The sequence below is a fragment of the Kitasatospora sp. NPDC058492 genome, from assembly GCF_042720685.1.
Classification (GTDB): domain Bacteria; phylum Actinomycetota; class Actinomycetes; order Streptomycetales; family Streptomycetaceae; genus Kitasatospora.
This window is the reverse complement of sequence record NZ_JBHXMU010000001.1, coordinates 55,897-69,598: the sequence shown is the minus strand read 5'-3', so window position 1 is coordinate 69,598 and position 13,702 is coordinate 55,897. Positions and strand designations below refer to the sequence as shown.

General features: G+C 73.3%; 9 protein-coding genes. 7 read left to right on the top strand and 2 right to left on the bottom strand.

Annotated features, from left to right (window positions below):
- Positions 1 to 120: 120 nt before the first annotated feature.
- Positions 121 to 1,551 carry an alpha/beta hydrolase gene (locus ACFWPI_RS00315; RefSeq protein WP_380377136.1) on the bottom strand — a complete coding sequence of 477 codons (1,431 nt, stop codon included), beginning with the start codon at positions 1,549 to 1,551 and terminating at the stop codon, positions 121 to 123.
- Positions 1,541 to 2,176, bottom strand: a complete 636-nt coding sequence (locus ACFWPI_RS00310; protein ID WP_380377133.1) for a PadR family transcriptional regulator — start codon at positions 2,174 to 2,176, stop codon at positions 1,541 to 1,543. Before ACFWPI_RS00310 ends, ACFWPI_RS00315 begins: the two co-directional genes overlap by 11 nt.
- Before the next feature lie 181 nt (positions 2,177 to 2,357).
- On the opposite strand from ACFWPI_RS00310, the gene ACFWPI_RS00305 reads away from it, so the two are divergent.
- From ACFWPI_RS00305 to ACFWPI_RS00275, 7 genes are all read left to right on the top strand, one after another.
- Entirely contained in the window at positions 2,358 to 5,303 is a 2,946-nt protein-coding gene (locus ACFWPI_RS00305) for a type 2 lanthipeptide synthetase LanM family protein (protein WP_380377131.1), read from the top strand.
- Positions 5,300 to 5,506: a hypothetical protein gene (locus ACFWPI_RS00300; RefSeq protein ID WP_363586627.1), complete on the top strand. Its 207-nt coding sequence runs from the start codon at positions 5,300 to 5,302 to the stop codon at positions 5,504 to 5,506. The genes ACFWPI_RS00305 and ACFWPI_RS00300 overlap by 4 nt, the downstream gene beginning before the upstream one ends.
- 120 nt (positions 5,507 to 5,626) lie before the next feature.
- On the top strand, positions 5,627 to 8,536 hold the full coding sequence (locus tag ACFWPI_RS00295; RefSeq protein ID WP_380377128.1) for a helix-turn-helix transcriptional regulator: 2,910 nt from the start codon (positions 5,627 to 5,629) through the stop codon (positions 8,534 to 8,536).
- A 227-nt stretch (positions 8,537 to 8,763) separates the two neighbouring features.
- Positions 8,764 to 11,535: a class IV lanthionine synthetase LanL gene (gene lanL / locus ACFWPI_RS00290; protein WP_380377125.1), complete on the top strand. Its 2,772-nt coding sequence runs from the start codon at positions 8,764 to 8,766 to the stop codon at positions 11,533 to 11,535.
- Positions 11,529 to 13,328, top strand: coding sequence for an alpha/beta hydrolase family protein (locus ACFWPI_RS00285; protein ID WP_380377123.1), 1,800 nt, complete (start codon positions 11,529 to 11,531; stop codon positions 13,326 to 13,328). The genes lanL and ACFWPI_RS00285 overlap by 7 nt, the downstream gene beginning before the upstream one ends.
- Positions 13,329 to 13,434: 106 nt before the next feature.
- Positions 13,435 to 13,545: an ALQxL family class IV lanthipeptide gene (locus ACFWPI_RS00280; RefSeq protein ID WP_380377178.1), complete on the top strand. Its 111-nt coding sequence runs from the start codon at positions 13,435 to 13,437 to the stop codon at positions 13,543 to 13,545.
- 50 nt (positions 13,546 to 13,595) lie between these two features.
- A partial coding sequence (locus ACFWPI_RS00275; protein WP_380424506.1) for an ALQxL family class IV lanthipeptide occupies positions 13,596 to 13,702 on the top strand: 107 nt, incomplete at its 3' end.

Genomic DNA, 13,702 nt, shown 5'->3' with positions numbered 1-13,702 from the left:
TGTCCTGAGATACCCGGTGGCCGACACGACGGCTGACGGCGGGTCATCGCAGCTCTCGGGTGGCGAGGCAGCGGTTCCTCTGTTGCCGGCCCGCCGGAGCCCTGACCCGCCGTCGAGAGGTCACCGTTGGCGGAGGCCGGCCTGATGGTCGATCCACGGGCCGATCGATGCGGCGCCGTCCGTCAGGATGCCGAGGTGGTTGTCATGTGCCACGGTCTGGAAGGTGTCGTTGGCCGGGTGGCCGGCTTGTGCCGCGTAGGCGATCACCCGGGCCGGGTTGAACACCTCGTCCTGGGCCCCGATCCACACGCCGAGCGGCTTGGTCAGGCCGCGCAGCACGGCGGCGCTGTTGTCGGCGTTCTGCGCCAGTGCCATGTTCACCGTGTAGCGCGGGACCAGCTTCGCTGACTGGACCTCCTGGGACGTGTACGCGAACCCGAGTGCCGGGGTGTGTCCGTCGAGCACGTGGTTGCTGACCGCGTTGACCACGAAGGCGCGCTGGCAGACGGTGGCGAAGTTCGAGGCGCCGCTCACCTGTTCGGTGTCGGAGTGCAGGCCGAAGTCCGGGGCGAGGAGGACATAGCCGGCTACCTGGTCGTCGATCCGGTCGAGGCTGTTGAGTACCAGGCCGGCGCCGGCCGAGTGGCCACCGACGAAGAGCGGCAGTTTCGGCTGCTGCCGGTGCACGAAGTCGACCATGGTCCGGGTGTCCTGCCAGACCTGTTCCGGTGTCGGCGCGTCACCGCGCGGGCCGCCGGAGGCGCCGTGGCCCCGAATGTCCACCAGGTACGTCGCGATGTGGTGGTCGTCGGCGAGTTCGCGGCCGAGCGGGAGGTATCCGGCCGCGCTGTTGGCGCCCGAGCCGTGGTAGAACACCAGGCTCGCGACCGGGTTGGCGGGGAGGTACGCGTGGTAGGCGAGCGGCACCCCGTCGGTCGCGGCGACCCGCCCGGTCGGGTCGGCGTTCGTGGCTGCGGTGGTCTGGTCCTGCTGCAATCCGCCCACCGCGGGCGTGGGGAAGGCGCAGGGCATCAGCGCGACGGCGGCGCCCGCACCGGTCAGCACGCCCAGTGCGGCGACGGTGACGCCCAGCACTCCCAACGCCCCCACCCATCGGCGCAGCAGCGGTGCCCGACCGGCCGCTGTGCGCTGTGTCGCGGGCCCGTCCGCGGTGCCCTGCTCCAGCCAGCGGCGGACCGCAGGTTTGCGCAGCCGCCCGTAGACCAGCAGTGGCAGGACGAGTCCGGCTGCCGGCAGTGCGCTGTCGAACCGGAGGGCCTGGTAGACCCGGATCGCCGCGAGCAGCCCGAGCAGCACCAGTAACTGGCCGAACAGCCGTGTTCCGGGCCGGCGCAGCCGCCAGACCGTCCACCAGCAGCCGAGGCCGAAGACGGCCAGCAGCAGGCCGAAGCCCCGGGTGGTGGCCGGGTAGGCCGGGTTCTGTTCCAGTAGGCCGTTGAGCACGGTGGCGACGCCCGTGAGGAGCAGCAGCATCCGGATCACGGTCACGTCGCGTGGTCGCCGCCCGGGCAGGTCGCGGTCAGCGGACATCGTCGGACTCGCTGGAGGCGCCGAGTTGTTCGGCGATCAGGGCCTGGGCCTGGTCGCACCAGGCGAGTTCCGCGTCGGCCAGGGCGATCGTGTGGGCACGGACCAGCCAGGTGGCCGGGACGGTGTCGGCGCTGCGCTCGGTCTGCTCGGGCCATTGGGCGCCGGGCACGGTCGCCGTGGCCTGATCGCGGCGGGCGTGTGCCTCGTCGCGGCGCTGCTCGATCAGCCGCAACATCGCCCGTGGACCGGCGTGGTCGCTGAACAACAGCTTGACCATGCCCTCGTCGCGCCGCTGGGCAGGCTGGGCCGGGAGGCTGAGCCAGCCGTCCAGGGCTGTCGCGCCCTGCTCGGTCAGCTGCCAGACGGTCTGCCTGCCCCGCTCGGCGGCCGGCTCGTCCGCGGCGATCAGGCCGCTCGCCTCCAGGTGCTTCAGCTGCGGGTAGAGCTGGCCGTAGCTCACGCCCCAGAAGTGCCCGACGGAGCGCTGCACGGCCTGTCGTAGCTGGTAGCCGTTGCGGGAGCTGAGCGACAGGAAGCCGAGCACCGTCCATCCCGTGGGCGTGAGCTTCGGCAGTCCGATGTCGGCGGCGCCTGGATCCTCGCTATATCTTCCAGATAGGGTCATGGGGCGAACGTACCATTCCCGCGGCCCCTCGGGGCGGCAGCCGATCCCGGCCGCTCGGAGTCAGCAGATGAGGCAGGAACAGGGGCGGCGGACACGGGAGCAGGGGCTCGATCCTGATGGTCCGGTGGACACAACGGAATTGGCTTGTGTGGGCCTGCCATTGGCTGGGAGGCTCAGAATCATGATCGACAAGGACGTCGGAGCAGCGGAGACCACGGACGGCGCCTGGTGGCTGCGGGGCGTACTCGCGGCCGAAATGCCCTGCGGCCAGCGGCCGGAGTGGGCCGAGTTCGCCGAATCGGCCCTCGCGCGCGCCGCGTCGGCGCCGCGCGTGCCGACTGGGGAGCTGCCGGGCATCACCGGCTTCGCGGCCGTGCTGGCGCCCTTCGCCGAGCTGGCCGGAGCGCGACTCCCAACCGTCGTGCCGGACGCCGTGGCCGACCTCCGGGCCATCCGGGCGGACTTCGTCCGACAGCTCGCCGGTGTGCTGGCCCGACTGGCCGCCCGCACCCTCGTACTGGAGCTCAACGTCGCGAGGGTGACGGGCCGCCTCGATGGCGCGGCACCATCGGATCGGTTCCGGAACTTCCTTCTTCTGGTCGGACGTCAGGATGGGCTGTCCGCACTGCTGGGCGAGTACCCGGTGCTCGCCCGCCTCCTGGCGCAGGCCTGCCGCCACGGCGGTTCGGCGTTGGCGGAACTGCTCGACCGGTTCGCCGCCGACCGGGCCGCCGTCGTCGCCACCCTGTTGGCCGGCGCCGACCCCGGGCGGTTGGTCGCGGTCGAACGGACCACGGGCGACGGGCACCGCCGTGGGCGCAGCGTCGCGGTGCTGCGGTTCGCCGACGGCACCCGGGTCGTGTACAAGCCGAGATCGCTGCGCGTGCACGGACGCTTCAACGAGCTGGTCGGCTGGTTCAACGCGCGGCCCGGTACACCGGGGCTGCGGGTCCTCGCTCTGCTGGAGCGTGACGGGTACGGCTGGGTGGAGTTCGTCGCGCCCGGCTCCTGCACGGCGGAGCGGCAGCTGGAGCGGTTCTACCTCCGGCAGGGGGCGTGGCTGGCGCTGCTGTACGCACTGGACGGCACCGACCTGCACTTCGAGAACCTGATCGCCTGCGGGGACGAACCCGTCCTGGTCGACGTCGAGACCCTCTTCCATCCGTGCGTCCCGGCCGACCCGCAGGAGGATCCGGCGGCTCGCGCGCTGGAGTCCTCGGTGTACCGCAGCGGCCTGCTGCCGCGTCTGCTGCTCGGCGACGAGACGGCGGTCGACGTCTCGGGCCTGGGCGGCGACGCGGGGTGCCGCTCACCGGTGGAGGGGGTGGACTGGGCGGCCGGAGGTACGGACGAGATGAGACTGGTCCGCCGGGCCGGAGAGATCACCGGCGCCGGGAACCGCCCCCTGCTCGACGGAGCCGAAGTGGACCCGGCCGGGTACACCGAGGCCCTCGTCGCCGGCTTCCGCGCCGGATACCGCGCGATCGAGGCCGGCCGGGACGAACTCGTGGGACCACAGGGCCTGTTGCGAGGGTTCGCGGGGGACGAGGTGCGTGTGGTGGCCCGGGCCAGCCTCGTCTACGCGACGCTGCTCGATGAGTCGACCCATCCCGATGTCCTGCGGGACGCGGTGGACCGGGACGAGATCCTGAGCCTCTTGGGGACGGACGCGCTCGAAGCCTCCGGTTGGCCCGGGCTGCTCGATGAGGAGATCGCCGAACTGTGGGACGGCGACATCCCGTTGTTCACCACGCGGCCGGGTTCGTCGGACCTTTGGAGCGGCACGGGCCGCCGGCTGCCCGGCGTACTCGACCGGCCGGGCCTGGACCGGGTGTCGGACAAGATCCGGGCGATGGGCCGCACGGACCGCGACGAGCAGGAGTGGATAGTCCGGGCGGCGATGGCCGGCAGGTCCACCGCCTCCGCCCACGGCGTCGGCGCCCCGCCCCGGCTTCCTCCCCGGCCCGCCCGCGGATCTGCCCTGGATCCGGCACGGCTGCTTGCCGCCGCCCGGGGCATCGGCGACCAGCTGGTGGACAGGGCGAAGCAGAGCGGGACGCGCGTCAACTGGCTCGGGCTCGAACTCCTCGCGGACCGGTACTGGCGCCTCGGACCGTCCGGTGCCGACCTGGGCGCCGGTTACCCGGGGGTGGCGCTCTTCCTGGCGCAACTCGCCGGCCTCACCGGCGAGGCGCGCTACGCGGAGGTGGCCCGCCGTGCTCTGCGGCCGCTGCCCCGCCTGCTGGAGCGGCTTGCGGAGCACCCGGAGGAGCTCGGTGTCGTCGGGTCCGGGGCCTTCGCCGGTCTGGGCGGTATCGCCTACGGCCTCACCCAGGTGTCCACCATTGTGGACGACGCCGAGATCCGTGGCTGGATCGGACCGGCGGTGGACCTCACCACCGCTGCGGCCCGGGCCGAGGACGCGTCCGGTGTCTTCGACGGCACCGCCGGCGGCCTGGTGGCCCTGCTCTCGGTGCACGAGGCCACCGGCTCCGCCGAAGCCTGGCAGGGTGCGCAGCTGTGCGCGGCCCGCCTCGCCGATCGTCCCCTCCCCGCCGCCCCCGGCTTCGGTACCGGATCGGCGGGCATCGGCTGGGCTCTGCTCAGGTTCGCGGCGGTAGGCGGCGGTGCCAGGTACGAGCAGGCGGGGCTGGCCGCCCTGCGGGCGGCAGTCGGACAGGACCTGGACCACTCCTGGTGCACGGGCCTGCCGGGCATCGCGTTGGCGGCCTCCGACAGCGCAGCCGGGCCGACGGAGATCGTCGACAGCGCGGTCAGGGTGCTCGCGCTTGGTGACCCACTGCCCAACCACAGTCTCTGCCACGGCGAACTCGGCGCCCTCGAACTGCTCACCGGTACGGCTGAGCACTCCGTTGAGCACACCGTGCACAACCGGCGCGCGGGCGCGCTGCTGGAGACGCTCGACCGGAGCGGACCGCGCTGCGGCACTCCTGGAGGGCTCAGCACACCCGGCCTGCTGACCGGGCTCGCCGGTATCGGACACGGTCTGCTGCGGCTCGCCGCCCCCGAACGAACAGCTTCGGCGCTGCTGCTGCAGCCGCCGATCACGCCCCGGTCGTCATCGTGGACACCGTGGCCTCAGGAAAGGAACGGCCGAACACCATGAACACCCCCGATCTGGTCCGCCAGTGGAAGCAGCCCGGCATGCGGCAGGGCGAAGCCGTGGATCACCCCGCCGGTGAGATCAGGCTCCGGGCGGCCGGCGGGCTCGCCCGTCGCACCGCTCTGCTCGCCGCGCACGACGGCGTGCGGTTCTCCCACCAGTTCCCGACGATGACCTTCACCGGCGGCCCCGAGGTGAGCCGGTAGTCGGCATCCGCCGACCGGCAGCCGGTGCCTCCGACAGGGCCGTACCGGCTGCCGGGTGTGAGAAACCCCCCTTGATCCACTCCTGCCGGACCGTCACAACCCTCCAGTAACCTGCGCGGTATGCGTACAACCTCGTCGGTCACCATCGGCCGGAAAGCCGAACTGTCCCAGCTCAGCGGAGCCTTGACGGCGCTCCGAGAGGGGGAGGGTCGTGCCGTGTTCCTGCTGGGAGATGCCGGGATCGGCAAGTCCCGGCTGCTCGGCGACTGCTGCGGCCAGGCCGCCGACCTGGGCCTGCCGGTCCTGCGCGGCCGGGGCAGCCCGACGAGCGCGGGAACGCCCTTCCGCCCGCTCGTCGAGGCGCTGTCGTCCCGTTTCCGGACCAGCGGGCCGCCCGAGGACGCGGAGCTCGAACCCTACCGTCCGGCCCTGGCCCGGGTCGTTCCGGAATGGCGGCACACCGCCGTCCCCGGCTACCCCGAGAGCGTGGTCGAACTCGCCGAGGCGCTGCTGCGCCTGCTCGCCGTCCTCGGGCGGGGGACGGGCATGGTGCTGGCGCTGGAGGACCTGCACGACGCGGACACCGAGACGATCGCCGTCGTCGAGTACCTCGTCGACAACATCGCCGGACTGCCGGTGCTGCTGCTGGCCACGCTGCGCCCCGAACCCGGGGCCGCCTCCGACCTGGCCCGCGCGGCCGAACGGCGCCGGACGGCTTCCCTTCTCCCACTGCGCCCACTGGCCGCGCCGGACGTCCGCGCGATCGCCGGCGGTTGCCTCGCCGTTCCCGTCGACGAGGTACCGGTGGCCGTGGCCGACCGGTTGGCCGAGGGCGGCGACGGGAACCCGTACCTGATCGAGGAACTGCTGAAGGACATGGTCGGCTCCGGGGCGCTCCGCCTGGAGGACGGCGGCTGGCGCGTGGACCGCGACCTCTCCGCGACCGTTCCGCAGAGCGTCGTCCAGAGCTACGGGCACCGGATCGATCTGCTGGACCCCGCGCTGCGGGAACTCCTGCTGGTCGGGGCCACCCTGGGCGCCCGCTTCTCGATCGGCACGCTCCGGCTCATCACCGGGCACGACGAACAGACCCTCTTCGCCCATCTCAGGTCCGGCGTCGAGGCAGGCCTGATCGTCCCCGACTGGGCCGGTACGGACCAGTACGCGTTCCGGCACGCGCTCACCGCCGAGGCGCTGCTGGCGAACCTCCCCCGGGCGGAGCGCGCGGCCATCGCCCGCCAGGCCGCCACGTCGCTGCTGGAGGCCGATCCCGAGCTGACCGACGGCCGGTGCCAGGTGGTCGCGGGGCTCCGTCTCGCCGCCGGGGACGAGGCCGCAGCGGCGCTGGCGTACGCGGAGGCGGGCCGACGGGCGCTGGCCGACGGTACGTCGGGGTCCGCGGTCCGGTTGCTGGAGCGCGCTCACGACCTCGCCGACCAGGCGGACCGGACCGACATCACGGAGGCGCTGCTGTCCGCCCTCGCCGAAGCCGGTCAACTCGACCGCGCCTTCGCCTCGGCGGACACCCTGCCGTCCGTCGGGGCGGGGTCTCTCGGCACCGACCGCAGGATAGCGCTGCACACCCGGCTCGCCTGGGCCGCCGTGATCGCGGAACGGAGCGCCGACACCGTCGCGCACGTGGCGGCGGCCAGGGCGCTCCTCGACAGCTGCGCCGGTCCCGAACAGACCGCCGCGCTGGCCGTGGTCGAGGGGCACCTCGCCCTGCTCCCGGGCCAGGGCGAGCGGATGGTCGACGCCGAGCGGTCGGCCCTGGAGGCGGCGGCGGTGGCGCAGCGCGAGGGGCTTCCGGTGGTCGCCTGCCAGGCCTGGCAGTTGCTCGCGCTGCTGGCCCGGGAGCGGGGCTTCGACGACGCGGACGAGTGCCTGAAGCGGATGCTGGCCGTCGCCGAGACCCACAGCCTGCCGGCCTGGCGCATCGAGGCCGCGCTGCGGCTCGGCGCCAACAGCTTCATGCGGACCGGTGACACCCGCACGCTCGAACAGGCGCGGGACGCCGCGCGAGGGCTGGGTGCCATCATGCTGACCCAGCGCGTGGAGGCACTGCTCGCGATGAACGCGGTGCTCACCGGGAACGGCGCGAAGGCGCGCGAGACCATCGACCGCTGCCTGGACGCCAGCGCGCGGATGAGCGACCTCGGGACCCACCGCTACCTGCTGCTCACCTCGGCGACGCTCGCCGCGCACGGGGGACGCCGCCGCGAGATGGAGCACGAGCTGCTGGCCTTCCGGCAGTCCGGCGGTGGTGAGTCCTTCCTGACCCCGGTGATGCTCGGCCTCTGTCGCACGATCTGCGCGCTGTTGGAGGAGGACCGGATCCAGGCGGTCACCGAACTCGCCGCCGCGGCGGCATGGGAGGAGCGGCACCCGAACGTCTTCTACCTCTCCGGGCGGTACGGGCTGGGCCCCCTGCTGGACGTTCTCGCGGGCACCGCAGGCCGGGCCGAGTACGAAGCCGTGGCCGCCGCCCCGGCGGCGGGGCTGGTCTGGAACCGGCAGTTCCTGCTGCTGGCCCACGCGGTCCTACTGGGCCGGGAGGGGCGGGCCGAGGAGGCAGCCCTGGCCGTCCGTAGGGCCGAGCAGAGTGCCGGGCTGTTCCCGATGGCCCATCACCTCGGACTGCGGCTGGTCGCCGAGGCGGCGATCGCCGACGGCTGGGGCGAGCCGGTGGCATGGCTGCGCAGCTCCGAGGAGTACTTCCACGACCACGACGTCCCCTCGGTGGCGGGCGCCTGTCGGGCCCTGTTGCGTCGCAGCGGCGCGACGGTCGCCCAGCGCCGCAGCGGGTGGGACCGGATCCCGGCCCAGCTGCGCGCGCAGGGCCTCACCGCTCGCGAGTACGAGATCCTCGCACTGCTCGTGGAGCGGCCCGGCAACCAGGACATCGCCCGGCGGCTGTCCATCTCGCCGCGCACGGTGGAGAAGCACATGGCCACGCTGATCAGCAAGACCGGCAGTCCCGACCGTGCGGCGCTCTGCCGGTTGGCCATCGAGGTCTCCCCCCGTGCCTGACCCCGCGACCGGCCCCGCGACCGGCCTGCGGGTACCGGGCGATGAACGGCCCGGTCCGGGAACCTACGTGCCCGCAGGCCGGATTCGCCCGGTCGCCGGCCGGAACCTACGTGGGCCGCCCCGATGCCGGGCCGGCGGATCGCCGGAAGGATCGGTGATGCAAACGGAGCAGAGCGGTCCGCCGCCGCTCCGCACCGCCGCTCCCCACCGCCGTAGGAGGCCCGCTGATGACAGGTACGAGCGCGACGCCGAGCGCGGTCCGCGACGAGGACTCCGACCTGCTCCCGGGCCTCGTGGCGTCGGTCCTGCACCGGCGGGATGCGCGCGGCTGGACGGTCGGTTCGCGGGAGTTCTGGTGCCATGTCACTCCGGAAGGCCGCACCATCCCGGCGCAGGGGTGGAAGCTTCACCTCTCGGCGACTCCGCTGTCCGCGCCCATCGTCCTCCTCAAGGCAGCAGAGGTCCTGGTCGCCGGGCGGGCCTCGTTCAAGTTCGCCGGCACCCTCGACCGGGTGACCGAACTGGTCTCCGCGAGCTACGACCGGGGTGGCGGTGGCAAGTTCATCACCGTCTATCCGGATGACGACGAGCACTTCCGCGCACTCGCCGAGGAGCTCCACCACGCCACCCGCGGGCTGCCCGGCCCCGGCATCCTCTCCGACCGGCCGTACCGCCCCGGCAGCCTGGTGCACTACCGCTACGGCGTCTTCACCGGCACGACGCAGCTCGGCAACGACGGCACCGTCGAGTCCCTGCTGCGCACCCCCGACGGCGCTCTGGTCAGGGACCTCCGCCTGGCGCGGTTCAAGCCACCGGCCTGGGCGCGGTCGCCGTTGCCGCAGCAGCCGCCGGAGCCCGGTTCGCAGCCGCAGGCCGGTTCGCAGCCGCAGGCGGCGAGCCGGCCGGCCGCCGTCCTTCTCGACGGCCGCTACGTGGTGCGCTCGGCCATCCGGCACACCTACAAGGGCGGGGTGTACTACGGCACGGAGCGGGAGACCGATCGGCAGGTCGTCATCAAGGAGGCCCGACGCCACGTCGGGTCGACCGTCGCCGGCACGGACGCCGGCGACCTGTTGCAGCACGAGGCGCGGATGCACGCGGTGCTGGCACCCCTGGGCGTGTGCCCGCAGGCGTTCGGCGTGTTCACCCAGGGGGGCAATCTCTACCTCGTCCAGGAACGCGTGGACGGAGAGAACCTGCGGGACTGGGTAGTGGCGAATCCCGCGCCGGTCGGCGCCGTCCTGCTGGACCTGGTCGAGCAGCTGGTGACGATCGTCGAGCGTGTGCACGCCGCCGGCCATGTGCTGCGGGACCTGAACCCGAACAACCTCATGCTCACCCGGGACGGGGCGCTGCGGCTGATCGACCTGGAGATGGTCGTTCGACCGGGCGACCAGGTCCAGCGCGCCTACACCCCAGGGTATGCCGCGCCCGAGGTGGTGGCTGCGGAACGCAGCGGCCCGGCGCCGGACTTCACCTCGGACCTGTTCAGTCTCGGCGCGGTCCTGTTCCACCTGGTGAGTGGCGCCGAGACGGTGCTCGCCGCGGACCGCCCGACGACCCGCACGAACGGCGAGCGGCTGGCCCTTCTGGTGTCCCGGACCCTTGCCGACAACCCGGTCGCGCGGCCGTTCGTCCCCGCGATCCTCGGGCTGACGGCGGAGTCCGTCGATCAGCGGTGGAGCCTGGAGCGGCTGCGCGAGCTCCTGGCCGAACTGCGGTCCGGCCGGCCGGAGCTTCCCGGGGAAGCGGCAAGCCCGGTCCTTGCGGCGGATGTCGAGGAGCGGGTGCTGGCCGACGGGCTGACCCACCTGCTGGACACCATGACCCCGGCCGGGCAGCCGCGGCTGTGGTCCGCCGACGGGTTCGCCGCCCTCAACGACCCGCTCAACGTGCAGCACGGCGCCGCCGGGGTCCTGGCGGTGCTCACCGCGGCCGACGTCGCGCGGACGGACCCCCGGCTCAGGTCCGGGGTCGCCGAGGCGGCCGACTGGATGGCGGGCCGTCTGCGGCTGGACGAACCGCAGCTCCCCGGCCTGTACTTCGGCCGCTCCGGCACCGCCTGGGCACTGCTGGACGCAGCCCGGCTGCTGGACGACGACAAACTGGCCGACACCGCGGCACGCCTGGCCCGGGCGGTGCCGGTGCGCTGGCCGAACCCCGACGTCTGCCACGGCGCGGCCGGCGCGGGTCTGACACAGCTGCACTTCTGGCAGGCCACCGGCGAGCCGGACTTCCGGGCCCGGGCGGTCGAGGCCGCCGAGGGGCTGCTGGCCGCCGCCGAACCGGGCCGGTCCGGAACGCTCTGGCCTGTTCCGAAGGACTTCGACTCCGCGATGGCGGGAGCCAAGCACCTGGGATTCGCCCATGGCGTCGCCGGAATCGGCACCTTTCTCCTGCTGGCCGGCCAGGCCATCGGACGGGACGACTTCCTGGCACTCGCGCAAAGTGCCGGTGACACCCTGGTGGCGGCAGCGCGGACCGGCGACGGTGCGGCCTGGTGGCCCGAGGGCGACCACGACGAGAACGCCCCCTTCCGGCTGCCCTACTGGTGCAGCGGATCCTCGGGAGTGGGGACCTTCCTGGTGAGGCTCTGGACCGCCACTGCCGACCAGCGCTACCGGAACCTGGCCGAACAGGCCGCAGAAGAGGTGTACCGCAGGAGGTGGCAGCTCTCTCCGGCGGCCTGCCACGGACTGGCGGGCAACGCGGAGTTCCTGCTGGACCTGGCCGCCGCCCTGGACGACCCGGGCTACCGGCAGCGGGCGGCGGAACTCGTCGCCTGTGCCCACGCGCGCCACACGCTGCGTGACGGTCTCCTGCTCCTGCCCGACGAGTCGAACACCGAGGTGACGGCCGGTTACAGCGGTGGGACCGCCGGCATGCTGGCCGCACTGGTCCGGCTACGGCACGGCGGCACCCGGCTCTGGCTGCCCGACTCCCTCGCACTCTCCGTGCCGACGGACGAGCCGGTCGGGATCGAGGCCGGCGCATGGTGACCTGGACCCCGGCTCCGAGCCGCGCGCCCGAGGTGCCCGTGGTGCCCGCGCTGCCGGCCACCCGGACGAGTTTCGCCTTCTCCGCGACGGCCGAGCATGCCGCGTGCCTGACGACAGGCGCGCAGGGCGGCCTGGTGCCCGAGCACTGGTCGTTCGACGGGTCGTCGCCCCGGCGCCGGACGCTCGCGCTGGAGGAGTCCCTGCGGACCCAGCCGCTGCCGACCGAGGACGGGAGACTCCTGCTGCTGCGCGGTGCGGCCGGCCGGCACGAACTCGTCCTGGCCGACCCGCAGACGGGGCGGGCCGGTGAGCACCTCACCGTCGAGTGCCGCGCGCTGCGTCTGGTCGCCTCCGCCGAACCGGGCACCCTGGCGCTGGCGGTCCGCTCCGACAGCCCGGGCCGGTCGGTGCTGTACCGGGTGCTCGACAGTCCGTTGCGGTTGGAGCCGGTCGCGGTCCTGCCCGGCACGGTCGGCCGCATCTGCGGGTTGGACCACGGCGGACGGCTGCTCGGCGTGGCCCTGCGACACGAGAGCCGCTCCCGGACCGTACTCGTCGATCTCACCGACGGCAGCCACCACGACCTGCCCTGCACGCCCGGCCGGGAAGGCGACGCCCTCCTGCTGGCAAGCCCGTCCTCCGGTCTGCTGCTGATGGCGACCGACACGCCACAGGGACGCCGGCTGGCGTGGAGATCCCTGGCCGAGCCGGCCGGACTGCGCGTCCCCGAGCGGCTCAACACCATCGACGGCGCCGTCCTGCCACTGGCCTTCGACCCGGTCGGTGAGCGGGTGGCCCTGCGAGTGCTCCGCGGAGCCCGGGCCCGGCTGCTGGTCCACGACCTGCGCCAGGACCGGATCACGGAGGTGCCGCTGGCAGCGGGGGCGGTCCAGCAGGTGGCCGGCTGGGGGCGCAGCGGCCTGCTGGTGCCCGTTTCCACGGCGGACCGCCCGGCCGAGATCGCGGTGCTCCCGCCCGAGGCCACGACGGAGTGGGCCCCAGCCGGAAGCCAGGCGGCGGGACGCTCGCGAGTCGAGCGGTTCTCCGGCCCCGCAGGGCAGTTCGAGGCCGTCTGCCAAGGCGACTGGCGCAGCGCCGACGCCGTACTGGTCGCCCTGCACGGCGGGCCCGAGGCAGCCTGGGACCTCGGATACGAGCCCGTGCTGCACCGGCTCGCCACCGCCGGCATCGCCATCGTCGCCCCGAACCAGCGCGGCAGCACCGGCTACGGGGCCGCGCACGCCCAGGCCCTGCACGGCGCCTGGGGCGGACCCGACCTCGCCGACATCCGCGGCCTGGTCAGAGCCCTCGCCACAGGGCGACCCGGATCGGCGCCACCACCCATGCTGTACGGGGTCAGCTACGGCGCCCATCTCGCCTTGCTGGCGGCTGCCGCGGACCCGCAGCTGTGGTCCCGCTGCGCGGTCGTCGCCCCCTTTCTGTCCGCCGCCCGGCTGCACGCTCAGGCGGCGCCCGCGGTCCGTGCGCTCATCGACCGGCTCGGCGGCCGGACCGAGATCGAGGACGGACTGGGCCCCCGCGACCTGTGGACCCTCGCCGACCGGATCCGCACCCCACTGATGATCGTCCACGGCACGGACGACCGGACGATCCCGGTCGACCAGTCCCGGCAGCTGCGGCAACGGCTGCTCGACACCGGCCGCAGCGAGGGCACCCACTTCCGCTACGCCGAAGTACCCGGCGGCGGACACTCCCCGCTGGAGGACCGTGCGGGCGCGCACCTGCGGGAGCAGCTGGTGGAGTTCCTCTCCCAACGCCCCGGGAACGCGTGAGGACCGCTCGGGACCGCGGGACCAGAGACTCACGGCCAATCGGGCCGTGCGACGCCGGTACGGCCGGTGTCACCTGCGACGACCTTCAAGAAGGGGGGTGAACACGATGACCGTTGATGTCGATGCGCTGCAGGCGCTGGACGGGGAGGAGGAGGCCGTTGGCCTGCGTCCTTGCCAGAACACGTGTAGCTGGACCTGCACTTACACCGGCCAGTGATTTCGGGTCGGTCGGATGCTGAGCTTTCTGCCCGAAGGGGGGTGAACACGATGACCGTTGACGTCGATGCGCTGCAGGCGCTGGACGGGGAGGAGGAGGCCGCTGGCCTGCGTCCTTGCCAGAACACGTGTAGCTGGACCTGCACTTACACCGGCCA

What these genes read in the sequence shown, in the direction of transcription:
- ACFWPI_RS00295 (WP_380377128.1), top strand. Translation starts at nt 5,627, where the DNA reads ATGCGTACAACCTCGTCGGTCACCATCGGCCGGAAAGCCGAACTGTCC.
- ACFWPI_RS00305 (WP_380377131.1), top strand. Translation starts at nt 2,358, where the DNA reads ATGATCGACAAGGACGTCGGAGCAGCGGAGACCACGGACGGCGCCTGG.
- ACFWPI_RS00280 (WP_380377178.1), top strand. Translation starts at nt 13,435, where the DNA reads ATGACCGTTGATGTCGATGCGCTGCAGGCGCTGGACGGGGAGGAGGAG.
- ACFWPI_RS00285 (WP_380377123.1), top strand. Translation starts at nt 11,529, where the DNA reads ATGGTGACCTGGACCCCGGCTCCGAGCCGCGCGCCCGAGGTGCCCGTG.
- ACFWPI_RS00300 (WP_363586627.1), top strand. Translation starts at nt 5,300, where the DNA reads ATGAACACCCCCGATCTGGTCCGCCAGTGGAAGCAGCCCGGCATGCGG.
- ACFWPI_RS00315 (WP_380377136.1), bottom strand. Translation starts at nt 1,551, where the DNA reads ATGTCCGCTGACCGCGACCTGCCCGGGCGGCGACCACGCGACGTGACC.
- ACFWPI_RS00310 (WP_380377133.1), bottom strand. Translation starts at nt 2,176, where the DNA reads ATGACCCTATCTGGAAGATATAGCGAGGATCCAGGCGCCGCCGACATC.
- lanL (WP_380377125.1), top strand. Translation starts at nt 8,764, where the DNA reads ATGACAGGTACGAGCGCGACGCCGAGCGCGGTCCGCGACGAGGACTCC.